The sequence below is a fragment of the Burkholderia sp. BCC1047 genome (assembly GCF_902833155.1).
Classification (GTDB): domain Bacteria; phylum Pseudomonadota; class Gammaproteobacteria; order Burkholderiales; family Burkholderiaceae; genus Burkholderia; species Burkholderia sola.
Genome location: NZ_CADFEH010000056.1, coordinates 16663 through 30800 on the forward strand (window position 1 = coordinate 16663; position 14138 = coordinate 30800).

General features: G+C 66.9%; 9 protein-coding genes. 7 read left to right on the forward strand and 2 right to left on the reverse strand.

Going from position 1 to position 14138, the window contains the following annotated elements:
- Positions 1–111: 111 nt before the first annotated feature.
- From HWX55_RS34250 to HWX55_RS34275, 6 genes are all read left to right on the forward strand, one after another.
- Complete coding sequence (locus HWX55_RS34250) at positions 112–1272, forward strand: efflux RND transporter periplasmic adaptor subunit (RefSeq protein WP_175978885.1); 1161 nt, start codon at positions 112–114, stop codon at positions 1270–1272.
- A 20-nt stretch (positions 1273–1292) separates the two neighbouring features.
- Positions 1293–4436: a multidrug efflux RND transporter permease subunit gene (locus HWX55_RS34255; protein ID WP_175978886.1), complete on the forward strand. Its 3144-nt coding sequence runs from the start codon at positions 1293–1295 to the stop codon at positions 4434–4436.
- A 4-nt stretch (positions 4437–4440) separates the two neighbouring features.
- The gene (locus tag HWX55_RS34260) at positions 4441–5871 is read left to right on the forward strand and encodes an efflux transporter outer membrane subunit (protein WP_175978887.1); all 1431 of its coding nucleotides are present in this window, start codon (positions 4441–4443) and stop codon (positions 5869–5871) included.
- Between the two features lie 101 nt (positions 5872–5972).
- Entirely contained in the window at positions 5973–6665 is a 693-nt protein-coding gene (locus HWX55_RS34265; RefSeq protein WP_175978888.1) for a response regulator, read from the forward strand.
- A gap of 119 nt (positions 6666–6784) precedes the next feature.
- Entirely contained in the window at positions 6785–7285 is a 501-nt protein-coding gene (locus tag HWX55_RS34270) for a histidine kinase (RefSeq protein WP_244140699.1), read from the forward strand.
- 628 nt (positions 7286–7913) lie between these two features.
- Positions 7914–9749 (forward strand): S53 family peptidase, encoded by a 1836-nt coding sequence (locus HWX55_RS34275; protein WP_124679689.1) that lies wholly within the window; start codon positions 7914–7916, stop codon positions 9747–9749.
- 142 nt (positions 9750–9891) lie between these two features.
- On the opposite strand, the gene HWX55_RS34280 is transcribed toward HWX55_RS34275, so the two are convergent.
- Complete coding sequence (locus tag HWX55_RS34280) at positions 9892–10542, reverse strand: pyridoxamine 5'-phosphate oxidase family protein (protein WP_175978892.1); 651 nt, start codon at positions 10540–10542, stop codon at positions 9892–9894.
- Between the two features lie 238 nt (positions 10543–10780).
- Between HWX55_RS34280 and HWX55_RS34285 the strand changes: the two genes are divergently transcribed.
- Positions 10781–12247 carry a PLP-dependent aminotransferase family protein gene (locus HWX55_RS34285; RefSeq protein ID WP_175978890.1) on the forward strand — a complete coding sequence of 489 codons (1467 nt, stop codon included), beginning with the start codon at positions 10781–10783 and terminating at the stop codon, positions 12245–12247.
- 7 nt (positions 12248–12254) lie between these two features.
- Here HWX55_RS34285 and HWX55_RS34290 read toward each other — a convergent pair whose 3' ends face one another.
- A complete protein-coding gene (locus HWX55_RS34290) occupies positions 12255–13805 on the reverse strand; it encodes a phospholipase D family protein (protein ID WP_175978891.1) in 1551 nt (516 codons plus the stop codon).
- Positions 13806–14138: the final 333 nt, after the last annotated feature.

The following is a 14138-nucleotide window of genomic DNA, read 5'->3' on the forward strand; positions in this document are numbered from 1 at the left end:
TCGCCGCCTCCATCGAATCTCCATCTTTCCGCATAAAAGCCCCCAACTAATCCAAGCACACTCCGCCCCGTCAAAGCAGGCAGTGGGCTGCCTGCGCTTCCTGGAGTCGCTATGAAGAATCAGAAACGATGCTGCCACGGCGCCGTATGCGCGCTGGTGGCGGCGATGCTGGCGGGTTGCGGGCCGGCCGAGCAGCAGGCCGCCGCACCGGCCACTCCGGTCGCGGCCATGACCGTGGCCGCCACGCGCGTCGACGTGACCGAAGACCTGCCGGGCCGCGTCGCGGCCGTGCGGGTGGCCGAGATCCGGCCGCAGGTGAGCGGCATCGTGCAACGCCGGCTGTTCGAACAAGGCACCGAAGTGCGCGTGGGCCAGCCGCTGTTCCAGATCAATCCGGCGCCGTTCAAGGCCGAGATGGATACCGCCGCCGCGTCGCTGCAGCGGGCACAGGCCGCGCTCGAACGCGCGAAGGTGCAGACCGCACGCTTCAAGCCGCTCGTCGAGGCCGATGCGATCAGCCGCCAGGTATACGACGACGCCGTCTCGCAACGCGACCAGGCCGCGGCCGACGTCGCGCAGGCCCGCGCGACACTCGCGCGCCGCCAGCTCGACCTGAAGTTCGCGACCGTGGAAGCGCCGATCGCCGGCCGCATCGACCAGGCGCTCGTGACGGAAGGCGCGCTGGTGTCGAGCAGCGACAGCCAGCCGATGGCGCGCATCCAGCAGATCGACCAGGTGTACGTGGACGTGCGCCAGCCGGCCGCGTCGCTCGAAGCGCTGCGCGGCGCGCTCGCGTCGCAGCCGCAAGCGTCGGACCGCAACGGCCTGCCGGTCGACGTGCTGCGCGACGACGACACGCGCTACGACGTGAAGGGCCGCATGCTGTTCTCGGGCGTCAACGTCGATCCGGGCACCGGCGACGTGTTGCTGCGCGTGCTGGTCGACAACCCGAAGCGCCAGTTGCTGCCGGGCATGTACGTGCGCGCCCGGATTCCGCGCGCGCACTACGCGAACGCGGTGATGGTGCCGCAACAGGCCATCGTGCGCGCCGGCGGCAAGCCGCAGGTGTGGGTGCTCGACGCAAAGGGCACCGCGCACCTGAAGGCCGTCGAAGTCGGCGAACTGACGAACCGCAGCTACCGCATCAAGTCTGGCCTGCAGGCCGGCCAGAAGATCGTCGTCGAAGGCATGGAACGCCTGACCGACGGCGCGCCGGCCACCGCGACCGACTGGAAGTCGCCTGACGCGGCCGCCACCGCGTCCGCGCACTGAGTCACGAGGAGCCTCCAGCCATGGCTGAATTCTTTATCCGACGCCCGGTGTTTGCGTGGGTGATCGCGCTCTTCATCATCCTGACGGGGCTGATCGCGATCCCGCAATTGCCGGTCGCGCGCTATCCGTCGGTCGCGCCGCCGTCCGTCACGATCACCGCGACCTATCCGGGCGCCCCGCCGCAGACGATGAACGATGGCGTGCTGAGCCTCATCGAGCGCGAACTGTCCGGCGTCAAGAACCTGCTGTACTTCGAATCGTCGGCCGACACGTCCGGCGGCGCGCAGATCACCGTCACGTTCAAGCCCGGCACCAATCCTGAGATGGCGCAGGTCGACGTGCAGAACAAGATCAAGTCGATCGAGCCGCGCCTGCCTGCCGCGGTGCGCCAGAACGGGCTGATCGTCGAATCCGCATCGTCCGGCTTCCTGATGCTGATCGGCCTGCGCTCCGACAACGGCCGCTTCGACGAAGGCGCGCTCGCCGACTACATGGCGCGCAGCGTGTCCGAGGAGCTGCGGCGCATCGACGGCGTCGGGCGTGTGCTGCAATTCGGCTCCGAGCGCGCGATGCGCGTCTGGGTCGATCCGCAGAAGCTGATCAATTTCGGCCTGTCGATGAACGACCTGACGACCGCGATCGGCCAGCAGAACGTGCAGATCGCGCCGGGCAGCCTCGGCGCGCTGCCCGCGCTGCCGGGCCAGCGCGTGACCGTGCCGCTGACCGCGCAAGGTCAGCTCACGACGCCGGAGGAATTCGCGAAGGTCGTGCTGCGCGCGAACGCGGACGGCTCGAAGGTCGTGCTCGGCGACGTCGCGCGCGTCGAACTTGGTTCGCAAAACTACATGTTCGTGAGCCGCGAGAACAACAAGCCGGCCACCCTCGCCGGCGTCCAGCTCGCACCGGGCGCCAACGCGGTGAAGACCGCGGACGCGATCCGCACGCGCATGGCTGAACTGAGCAAGTCGATGCCGTCTGGCATGCGCTATTCGATCCCGCTCGACACGTCGCCGTTCGTGAAGATCTCGATCGAGAAGGTGCTGGCCACGCTGTTCGAGGCGATGGTGCTCGTGTTCCTCGTGATGTACCTGTTCCTGCAGAACGTGCGCTATACGCTGATCCCGGCCATCGTCGCGCCGGTCGCGATGCTCGGCACCTTTGCGGTGATGCTGCTGACCGGCTTCTCGATCAACGTGCTGACGATGTTCGGCATGGTGCTCGCGATCGGCATCATCGTCGACGATGCGATCGTCGTCGTCGAGAACGTCGAGCGCCTGATGGCCGAGGAAGGACTGTCGCCGAAGGACGCGACATCGAAGGCGATGAAGGAAATCACCGGCGCGATCATCGGCATCACGCTGGTGCTGACCGCGGTGTTCCTGCCGATGGCGATGGCGAGCGGCTCGGTCGGCGTGATCTACAAGCAGTTCACGCTGTCGATGGCCGTGTCGATCCTGTTCTCCGCGCTGCTGGCGCTGACGCTCACGCCGGCCCTGTGCGCGACGATGCTCAAGCCGCTCGCACCGGGCCATCACGAGAAGCGCGGCTTCTTCGGCTGGTTCAACCGCCGCTTCGATCGCCTGACGACCTGGTACGAGACGCGCGTCGGCCGCCTGGTCGGCCGCACCGGCCGCGTGATGCTCGTGTTCGTCGCAATCGCGGGCGCACTGGTGTTCGGTTTCCGCAGCCTGCCGTCGTCGTTCCTGCCGGACGAGGACCAAGGCTATTTCATCACCAGCTTTCTGCTGCCCGCGGACGCTACCGCCGAGCGCACGCATGACGTGGTCAACACGCTGGAGAAGCATCTTGCTTCGCGTCCGGCAATCCAGTCGAGCATTTCCGTGATCGGCTACGGCTTCTCGGGCCAGGGTCCGAACGCGGCGATCAACTGGTCCGTGATGAAGGACTGGAAGAACCGCGGCGGCGCATCGACGCTCGAGGAAGGCATGCTCGCGCAGCAGGCGATGGCCGGCGTGACCGAAGGCACGGTGATGAGCCTGCTGCCGCCGGCGATCGACGAGCTCGGCAACAGCTCGGGCTTCTCGATGCGCCTGGAAGACCGCGCGAACCAGGGCACGGCCGCGCTCAAGGCAGCGGAAGTCAAGCTGCTCGAACTCGCCGCGCAAAGCAAGGTCGTGACCGGCGTGTACCCGGACAGCCTGCCGGCCGGCACGAGCATCCGCCTGGAGATCGACCGCGCGAAGGCGCAGGCGCTCGGCGTGTCGTTCACGACGCTCAGCGACACGCTGTCGACCGCGATGGGCTCGACCTACGTGAACGACTTCCCGAACGCGGGCCGCATGCAGCAGGTGATCATTCAGGCCGACGCGCCGGCGCGCATGCAGATCGACAACGTGATGAAGCTGTACGTGCGCAACGCGGCCGGCGGCATGGTGCCGCTGTCCGAGGTGGTGCGCCCGGTGTGGGCCGACACGCCGCTGCAGATGGTGCGCTTCAAGGGCTATCCGTCCGCACGGATCTCAGGCACCGCCGCCCCCGGCCAGTCGAGCGGCGCGGCGATGGCCGAGATGGAACGGCTCGCCGCGCAACTGCCGCCGGGCTTCGCGGTCGAGTGGACCGGCCAGTCGCTGCAGGAACGCCAGTCGGCGTCGCAGGCGCCGATGCTGATGGTGCTGTCGATGATCGTCGTGTTCCTGGTGCTCGCCGCGCTGTACGAAAGCTGGTCGATTCCGCTGTCGGTGATGCTGGTGGTGCCGCTCGGCCTGATCGGCGCGATCGGCGCGGTGCTGCTGCGCGGCTTGCCGAACGACGTGTTCTTCAAGGTCGGGATGATCACCGTGATCGGCCTGTCCGCGAAAAACGCGATCCTGATCGTCGAGTTCGCGAAGCAGTTGCGCGAGGAAGGCAAGGGATTGATCGAGGCAGCCGTGCAGGCGTCGAAGCTGCGCCTGCGCCCGATCCTGATGACCTCGCTCGCGTTCGGCCTCGGCGTCGTGCCGCTGATGATCGCGACCGGCGCCAGCGCCGAAACGCAGCATGCGATCGGCACCGGCGTGTTCGGCGGCATGGTGACCGCGACGGTCCTGGCCATTTTCTTCGTCCCTGTTTTCTTTGTGTTCGTGATGAGCATCCAGGAGCGCATCGGCGCATGGCGGGCCTCCCGCAAGCAGCCGGCCGCCCCGACTCACGGACAGGAAGGTTGATGCCATGCGATTGCTTATTCTTCCCCTCGTCCTCGCGCTGTCGGCCTGCTCGCTCGCGCCGACGCTCGTCAAACCCTCGATGCCGGTGCCGACGGCCTACACCGCCGCCGCGGCCGCCGATCGCGACGCGAACGCCGCCGACCTCGGCTGGCGCACGATGTTCGGCGACCGCCGCCTGCAGCGCCTGATCGAGCTCGCGCTCGACAACAACCGCGACCTGCGCGTGGCGGCGCTGAACGTCGAGGCCGCCGAGGCGCAGTACGGCATCCAGCGCGCCGCGCGGCTGCCGTCGATCGGCGCCGGCGCGAACTTCACGCGCCAGCGTACGTCGGACGACACCCAGTCGAATCCGCCTCTGTTCGGCACGACGCAGAACCAGTACGGCGTGAACGTCGGTATCAGCGCGTTCGAGATCGATCTGTTCGGCCGCGTGAAGTCGCAGTCGGATGCCGCGTTCGCGCGCTACCTCGCGACCGATCACGGCCGCCGCGCGGTGCAGATCTCGCTCGTCGGCGGCGTGGCCGACGCGTACTTCGCGGAACGCCTCGCGTACGAGCAACGCCAGTTGTCCGAGCGCACGCTCGCCGACTGGCGGCAGTCGCTCGATCTCGCGCGCCGCCTGAAGGAAGCGCATCAGGCGAGCGGCGTCGACATCGCGCAGGCCGAAGGCCAGGTCGCGAGCGCGACGGCCGATCTCGAAGCGCGCACGCGCGCCGTCGAGCAGGCGCGCAACGCGTTGCGCCTGCTGGTCGGCGCCGAACTGCCGAAGGATCTGCCCGAGCCGCTGCCGCTGCAGCAGCAACCGGTGATGACGCAACTGCCGGCCGGCCTGCCGTCCGAACTGCTGTTCCGTCGCCCGGATATCCAGCAGGCCGAACAAAACCTCGTCGCCGCGAATGCGGACATCGGCGCCGCGCGCGCCGCGTTCTTCCCGCGCCTGTCGCTGACGTCGTCGATCGGCTTCCTCAGCCCCGCGATGGGCAGCCTGTTCGACGGCGGGCAGCGCGTATGGAGCTTCGCGCCGCAGGTCACGGTGCCGATCTTCCAGGGCGGCCGGCTGCGTGCCGAGCTGCGCCTCGCGGAAGTGCGCAAGTCCGGCGCGGTCGCCGAATACGAACGCGCGATCCAGGCCGCGTTCCGCGAAGTGGCCGACGGCATCGCCGGACGGGAAACCTTCGGCCGCCAGATCGACGCGCAGACGCGCGTGGTCGGCTCGGCCGAGCGCCGCACCGACCTGTCGAACCTGCGCTATCGCGCCGGTGTCGAGGGGCGGCTGGAGTTGCTCGATTCGCAGCGGCAGCTCTATGCGGCACGGCAGGCGCTGCTCGACCTGCGCCGCAGCGAGCTCGGCAATGCCGTTGCGCTGTACAAGGCCCTCGGCGGCGGCCTGACGGACCAGGACGTCGCACCGTCGAAGCACGTGGTGCAGAACTGAACGAACGGCGCCGCTCCGCCCGCGCAGCAGCGTGGCGGAACGGCGCGCCCCGCGCCCGGCAATGGGCCGCCCCGATTGTTCGACATCGCACGGCACACTCCATGACGAATTCCCTGATACTGATTGCAGAAGACGAGCCCGACATCTCGGACATCCTCGATGCGTACCTGAAACGCGACGGCTTTCGCACCTACCGCGTCGCCGACGGGCAAGCGGTGCTCGACATGCAGCCGCACCTGAAGCCCGACCTGATCCTGCTCGACGTGAAGATGCCGCATAAAAACGGCTGGGACGTGCTCGCCGAGCTGCGGCGGCGCGACAACACGCCCGTCGTCGTCGTCACCGCGTTCGATCGCGACCTCGACCGGCTGCAGGCGCTGCACGCCGGCGCGGACGACTACATCGTCAAGCCGTTCAACCCGGCCGAGGTCGTCGCGCGGTTGCGCGCGATCCTGCGCCGGTCTGCCGCGCCGCCGACCCTGCGCATGCTGCGCGTCGGCGACCTGGAGATCGATACCGACAGTTATCTGACCCGCGTGCGCACGGCTGACACCGAGGTGCCGATCACGCTGACGCTGACGGAGTTCCGGCTGCTCGCGCACATGGCGAGATCGCCGAGCCGCGTGTTCACGCGCGGCGAGTTGCTCGATGCGTGCATGGCCGACGTGAGCGCGCTGGAACGCACGGTCGACAGCCACATCTGCAGGCTGCGCAAGAAACTCGAACAGGCCGGCGCACCGGGCATGCCGGAAGTGATGCGCGGCGTCGGCTACCGGCTGCGGGGCGTGCAGTGACGTTGCCCGGACGGCCCGGACGGCAACTCGGGCGAGCGATCGGCCTCGTCGCGATCGTCGTCGTGCTGCTCGCCTGCACCGCCGCATTCTTCGTCTACGCACTGCATGCGCCGGCCGCGTTGCCGCACGACGCGACCGCCGACGCGATGCTCCGCAGTGCATCCACTTACCTGGTGCTCGCGACGGCGCTGTTCGCCTGCCTGCTGGCCGCCGCATTCGACCTCGTCAGGCTGATCCGCCGCATGCTCGCGACGCTCGACGCGATGGCGGATACCGCCGGCCGCATCGTGGCCGGCGATCGGTCGGCGCGCTCGGTTTCCCGCGACGGCTGCCCGGCCGACCTCGCGCGCTTCGTCGAGCACTTCAATGAGATGACTCATCCAATGCAATCGACGAATCCGCCTGATGCGGCAGCCACCGTCGCCGGCCGCAACCGCGTCACGCGCACCCAGCTCGCTGAACTCGAAACCCGGCTCGACGCCATCAAGGTGCTCGCCACCGATGCGGACGCTGCCTCTCACGACGCGCTGCTTCAGCATGTCGACGCGCTGTTCCGGTGCGTCGAAGACCTTCAGGTAGCCGAACGACAGGCGCCGGCGATTCGAACATTTCCTCGATAACGAACGGCTGTTTCAACACGCATCGGAAAGGATCGGCGAGTCGCTTTCGGCATTACCTGCGTTGCCGGTTTCGAACATTACAAAATGCCGCCGATCTTTCAAAATCATTGCGTCTTATTCGATTTAATTTTGTTTCATATAATCAGAAAAAGTTTGACATCGCGCTTTCGTTCTTGATACCGTCCGATGCAAGCAATCCGACGGATTGCCCGCCACGCAATCGATTCCGCTCTACGTTTTTTCGCTTCCGCTGCACCGAAGTACGCGCCACCGAATGATTCGTTCGTCCGCCAGCGCGTGCGGTATCCCGATGCATTTCACTGGACGGCTGCCATCCGGCAGCGGGCCGAAGGACCGAATCAAATGAGCAGGATAACGAAGCTGTTGCTCTAGCAATCCCGCCCGCGCCGAATCCGGCGCGACTGCCCCGCCCTGCGGCGCAGCGTTCCCGTTACCGCGTTTTCCGTATTTCGCCCCCGGAGAAAAACCGCTTTCCGGATCGGGCGAAAGGCCCTGTCGCGTCCGTGCCATCCGCTCGCATGCGACAGCAAACGGCGGTGCATGACCCGCATCGCTGTCGACCGTTGTTGTTCGTGCCGTTCGTTGTTCAACCGGAGGGGTAATTCAAATGAATCAGGTTGCAAACAAGAAACAAAAGCACATTCGCGCCGTCAATCTCGCACTCGCCGCCGCGGCCGCCGCCGCTTCGTTCGGCATGGCGACCGCCCATGCCGCGCCTGCGGCCGGCTGGACGGAAACGCGCACCAAAGGGTTCCTGCCGCTCGTGCAGCAGAACGAAGCCGGCACGGCCGGTGCGCCCGCCGCGAGCACGGCAGCCGCTGCCGCGTCGGCCATCGACATGGCGCCCGGCGAATCGGTGGACATCGTGCTCGGGCTCAACCTGCGCAACGAAGCCCAGCTCGACCAATACCTGCGCGACCTGCACACGCCCGGCTCGCCGCACTACCGGCAGTTCCTCACGCCTGCGCAATTCGCCGCGCAATACGCACCGACCGACCAGCAGGTCGCGTCCGTCGTCGCCCACCTGCGCAAGGCCGGCTTCGTGAATATCGTGGTCGCGCCGAACCGGCTGCTGGTCTCCGCGTCCGGCACCGCGGGGACCGTCCAGTCCGCATTCCGCACGACCCTCAAGCGCTTCACGCGCAACGGCCGCAGCGTCTATGCGAACACCGACGCCGCGCAAGTGCCGAACGCGATCGGCAACGTCGTCGGCGCGGTGCTCGGCCTGCAGAACGTCGAGCTCGTGCATACGGGCGCGGGCGGCACGCCGCAAGGCAACACCAGCAACCTGACGATCCCGGCCGGCGCGTCGGCGGTGCCGCACAACCCGACCGAGTTCTCGTCGATCTACGGCGGCGACGGCACGCCGACGGCTTCGCAGACCACGGTCGGCATCATCTCCGAAGGCGATCTGTCGCAGACGGTGAGCGACCTCAATACGTTCGCCGCGAACAACGGCCTCGGCACGATCAGCAGCAGCATCGTGAAGACGGGCCCGGCCGGCAGCTCGTACACCGACACCGACGGCACCGTCGAGTGGAACCTCGACAGCCAGTCGATCGTCGGCACGGCCGGCGGCAGCGTGAAGCAGGTCGTGTTCTACGTCGCGCCGTCGATGACACTCACCGCGATCACCGCCGCGTACAACAAGGCCGTGACCGACAACGTCGCGAAGGTGATCAACGTATCGCTCGGCGTGTGCGAATCGTCCGCGTACAGCACCGGCTCGCAGGCGACCGACGACACCATCTTCAAGCAGGCGGTCGCGCAAGGTCAGACCTTCTCGGTGTCCGCCGGCGATCACGGCGCGTACGAATGCGCGAGCGGCAAGCCGTCGCGCTCGACCTACACGGTGAGCGAGCCGGCCACGTCGCCGTACGTGATCGCGGTCGGCGGCACGACGCTGTTCACGAATACGTCGACCAATGCGTACAACAGCGAAATCGTCTGGAACGATCCGAGCTGGCAGTCGGGCACCGTGTGGTCGACGGGCGGCGGGTACAGCAAGTACGAGGCCGCGCCGACGTGGCAATCGTCGACCCTCACCGGCTCGACCAAGCGTGCGCTGCCCGACGTCGGCTTCGACGCCGACCTGCGCACGGGTGCGATTCTCGTCGTGAACGGTCAGACGTCCGACACGCTGTGGGGCTCCGGCTACCTGAACAACGAAGGCGGCACGAGCCTCGCCGCGCCGATCTTCACCGGCATCTGGGCGCGGCTGCAGTCGGCCAACAACAACGCGCTCGGGTTCCCCGCGTCGAGCATCTACAAGTACTTCCCGACCAACGCGGCGCTGCTGCACGACGTCACGTCCGGCAACAACGGCAGCGGCACCTACGGCTACAAGGCGAAGGCCGGCTGGGATGCGACGACGGGCTTCGGCAGCGTGAACATCTCGAAGCTGAACGCGTTCATCCAGAGCACGTCGGATTTCGCGCGCTGATGAGTCGCTGACCGTTGCGGTTGCGCAAGCGCGACGTATCGTACGCAACCGCGTCTGACGACCCGCGAAGGCTGCGAAGCCATCGCGGGTTTTCTGCATGCGGCGTCATCTCGCCTCTCCGATGCGAGCCCCGCCGCGCCGCTCAATCGGCCCAGTCCCGGACATAATCCGGCACCGGCACGGTGCGGTCGGCATGCACCGGCGCGCCGCGTATCGTCTTCAGCGGCAGAATCCCGGCCCACACCGCCAGCCCGAGATCATCTTCCTTGTCGGACGGCAGCGAATCGCTGATTTTCACGGCCGCTTCCGCCATCGCAATCCGCAACACGCTGGTCGCATTGATTTCCTTCGAATTGCCCGGCCGCGCTTCATGCTTGCGGCCCGGCGCGATCTTGTCCATCAACGCATCCAGCGCGGCGAGTTTTTCCTCACTGCCTTCGACCACGTCGAACTGCCCGTAGATCACCGCCGATCGATAATTCATCGAATGGTTGAAGGCGGACCTGGCCAGCACGAGACCGTCCAGCAGCGTCATCGCGACGCAAGCCTGCGCGCCGACCGACAGCGCCTTGATCATTCGGCTGCCGTTGGACCCGTGGATATAGAGCGCATCGCCCGTCCTCCAGTGTGCGGTCGGGATGCAGTGCGTGTTCTGCCCGTCGCCGAACGCGATGTGACAGACGTACGCGTCGTCCACGATGCGGTAGAGCATCGTGCGATCGCGACTCGCCAGTTCAGGCAGACGGCGAATGGTCGTGCGCGGCGTGGAAGAGAGAGTGGTCTGGTTGCTCATATATATCTGTACTGCGAAATGAATTGTATCGGCATCGTGCCGTATCCGTATCTCAGCGCGTGGTGACCCCACCCATCGACAGTCGCGCGCCGAATCGAGCAAAATACGCGCACACCGCGAGTTGCGCCGATCGCCAGCCATGTGTGCCGAACCGGCCTGCGCCGCGCAAGCATGCACGATACGACGCGCGCCGCGTCTTCGAAAGAACCAGCACAAGGAAAATTTCTGGAACCAGCCCATGGATCTCGCGCTGCTCATCTCATCGCTTGCCAGACAGGACGGCGCGACAACCCATAGCCAGCAGGAAGCGCTCTACCGGAGCCTGCGCGACATGCTGCTGGACGGGCAGCTTCCGCCCGGCACGCGGCTCGCGTCGACGCGCGTGCTCGCGGCCGAGCTCGGTATCGCGCGCAATTCCGCGGTCTATGCGTACGAGCGTCTTGCCGAGGAAGGCTTCGTGGCGGCCACGCGCAACGGCACGATCACGCTATGGGACGGATGCGGCCGCCCGAACGCCGGACAGAAAGACCGCGCCGCACCGGTTCACCTGTCGGCGCGCGTGCAAGGGTTGGAGAACGCCGATCCCGAGCCCGAACGCATGTTGCCGTTCGTTCCCGGCCTGCCTTCCCTCGACGAATTCCCGGTTGCCCAGTGGCGCCGTTGCATCGAGCGCGCGTGGAAGACCATCACGCCCGCCCGGCTGGCGTACGGACCGGTCGAAGGGCTGCCGGAACTGCGGCGCGCGGTGGCCGCGTATATCCGTGTGTCGCGCGGCGTGCGCTGCGACACGGACCAGGTATTCATCACCGACGGCACGCAGGGCAGCCTCGAACTGTGCGCGCGGATGCTGGCGAATCCCGGCGACTACGGCTGGCTCGAGAACCCTTGCTACAACGGCGCGAGGACTGCGTTCCGCTCGACCGGCCTGACTCCCGTGCCGATCGAGGTCGATCGCGAGGGCATGGCGCCAACCGACGCGCAGTGGCGCACCCACCCGCCCCGGCTGATCTATACGACACCATCGCACCAGTACCCGCTCGGCGCGCTGATGAGCCCTCGACGGCGCGCGGCGCTCGTCGAGCATGCCCGTGCATGCGGCGCGTGGATCATCGAGGACGACTACGACAGCGAGTTCCGTCACGGCGGCCAGCCGCTGCCCGCGATCCAGGGCCTGCAGGCGGACGCGCCGGTGTGCTATCTCGGCACGTTCAGCAAGACGATGTTTCCGGCCCTTCGGCTCGGTTTCATGGTGGTGCCGCCGGTGCTGGTCGAACGCTTCACCCGAACGCTGCGCGAACTCGTCCATCGCGGTCACTCGGCCGACCAGCTGGCGATGGCTGAATTCATCGATACCGGCCTGTTTGCGCGGCATCTGCGGAAGATGCGGGCGCTTTATGCGGACCGGCGCAGCAGCCTCGAAGCGGCGCTCGCCCGCCATCTCGGCACGTCGCTGAGCGTGCGGGAAAGCCCGGGCGGCATGCATCTTTCCGCGGATCTCGCGGCGCCGCTGCACGATACCGACGTCGCGCGCACCGCGGCCGCCCACGGCTTGCTGCTGCAACCGCTGAGCAGCTACTGCATCGGCGACGGCCGCCGCTACAACGGCTTCGTGCTCGGCTATTCAGGGCTGAGCGACGCGACGATCGAGACAGCGGCGATGCAGTTCGCGAACGTCATCGACCAGCACCGCCGTGCGCGCCGCTGAATGTCGCTCACAGTTGCGATTCGATTGGAAACAGCCCGAGGAACCACACTTCCATCCGCCGCCCGGCGGATACCTCCGGCTCGTGGTCGATCTCGGTGACCTTCCCGTCCGCGTCGGTCTGAACCCACTTGAGCCGCCCTTTGCCAGCCGCGTCGGTTCTCGCTTCCACGCGCCATGCGATCTGGTCGAGCCGCGCCTCCAGATCGTTGGCCACCTGGGATGCGATCGCCGGGCTCTCGCAGTAAAGGCCGATCTCCGTATTGAGGTTCAGCGAGCGTGGGTCGAGATTCATCGACCCGATGAAAATGCTCGTGTGATCGAACACGTAGGTCTTCGCATGCAGCGACGCGCGCGACGAGCCGATGATGACCTGCTTCGAAATGCTCTTGTCGCCCGACGGCCGGCGCTCGTAAAGCCGCACGCCCGCGTTCACCAGATCGCTTCGATAGCGGCGGTAGCCGGCATGCACGGCCGCCACGTCGGTCGACGCGAGCGAATTGGTCAGCACCGTCACGCGCACGCCGCGCGCCACGAGCGCGCGCAGCCGCTCGACGGCATCTTTGCCCGGCACGAAATACGGCGAGACGATCAGCAGGTCGTGCTGCGGCTGCAACGCGAGCGCACGCAACTGCGGCATCAGATGCCCGTCGCGGTCCTTCGGCGGGTGCGCGATCTTCGACGGATCGTCGTACAGCACCGTCGCATGCCCCCACGACAATTCGGTGCCCTGCCCGTGAACGATCCGGTCGAGCCGCTGCCGGGCCTCGAGCACGTACGGATTGTCTTCCATCGCCCTCAGGTAGTCGCGCAACCGTTCGCGCTCGTGGTCGAGCCCGCCCGGCGCCGCATCGTGCCCGACCAGCGTATCGACCGGATACGCATACGGCGAATTCCAGAACGTATCGAATTCGGTCGAGATGTCCTTCACGACCGGGCCGTGAACGACGACGTCGAGATCGCCGAATTCCAGCATCGACGATGCGCCGAAATATTCATCGCCGATATTGCGACCGCCGACGATCGCCGCCTGGTTGTCCGCGATCATCGCCTTGTTGTGCATGCGCCGGTTGACGCGCGAGAACTCGAATACGGTGCCGATCTTCTTGAACCGGCGCGTGGCCACTGGATTGAACAGCCGGATCTCGATGTTCGGATGCGCGCTGATCTCGAGCAGCTTGCGGTCGTCCGCGTTGGTGCCGAGATCGTCGAGCAGCGCGCGCACGCGCACGCCGCGATCGGCCGCACGCATGACCGCATCGGCCAGTTCGTGGCCGGTCAGGTCGTCGTGCCAGATGTAGTACTGAAGGTCCAGCGAGCGATCGGCGCGGTCGGCGAGCAACACGCGCGCATCCAGCGCGTCGACCGGATCGGTCAGCAAATGAAACGCGTCCTGCCCCGGATGCGCGGCAGCCTGCTGGCGAAATGCCGCGCCGAGGCGCGTCTCGTCGGTATCGGTGAATGCATGCGTCGGCGCGCGGTCGGCCTGCGGCGGCAGGCTCGCGCACGCGACAAGCATCAACAACGACAGAATCGCACCCCACGAACGCAGCATGATCATGTTGGCCGCCCCCACGGTCGGGCGAAGTCGGATTGTGTTTGTTCTGGCTGCCGGACGGAGCGCGGCGCGGGTCCCCGGTGCGCGCGCGACAAAGCAGCGTGCGACCGGATCGCGCTACAGCATACTTCGATTGATATCGGGGCCGCACGCTTTCCGTGTTTCCGCGGTGGCGAAGATGCGACAAGCGGCGCCATCGAGTAGGGTGAGGGGTTACCCCCTCAGCCCTCTCACACCACCGTACGTGCGGGTCCGCATACGGCGGTTCAGTTAATGCTCTGGAGGCGATCCACCGTGCGGCGGATCGAGATCAGTCCCCGTGCATCGAAGTAGGCA

Excerpts from the sequence above, each read along its gene's own strand:
- HWX55_RS34260 (WP_175978887.1), top strand. The coding sequence starts at position 4,441 with ATGCGATTGCTTATTCTTCCCCTCGTCCTCGCGCTGTCGGCCTGCTCG.
- HWX55_RS34265 (WP_175978888.1), top strand. The coding sequence starts at position 5,973 with ATGACGAATTCCCTGATACTGATTGCAGAAGACGAGCCCGACATCTCG.
- HWX55_RS34275 (WP_124679689.1), top strand. The coding sequence starts at position 7,914 with ATGAATCAGGTTGCAAACAAGAAACAAAAGCACATTCGCGCCGTCAAT.
- HWX55_RS34255 (WP_175978886.1), top strand. The coding sequence starts at position 1,293 with ATGGCTGAATTCTTTATCCGACGCCCGGTGTTTGCGTGGGTGATCGCG.
- HWX55_RS34280 (WP_175978892.1), bottom strand. The coding sequence starts at position 10,542 with ATGAGCAACCAGACCACTCTCTCTTCCACGCCGCGCACGACCATTCGC.
- HWX55_RS34290 (WP_175978891.1), bottom strand. The coding sequence starts at position 13,805 with ATGATCATGCTGCGTTCGTGGGGTGCGATTCTGTCGTTGTTGATGCTT.
- HWX55_RS34250 (WP_175978885.1), top strand. The coding sequence starts at position 112 with ATGAAGAATCAGAAACGATGCTGCCACGGCGCCGTATGCGCGCTGGTG.
- HWX55_RS34285 (WP_175978890.1), top strand. The coding sequence starts at position 10,781 with ATGGATCTCGCGCTGCTCATCTCATCGCTTGCCAGACAGGACGGCGCG.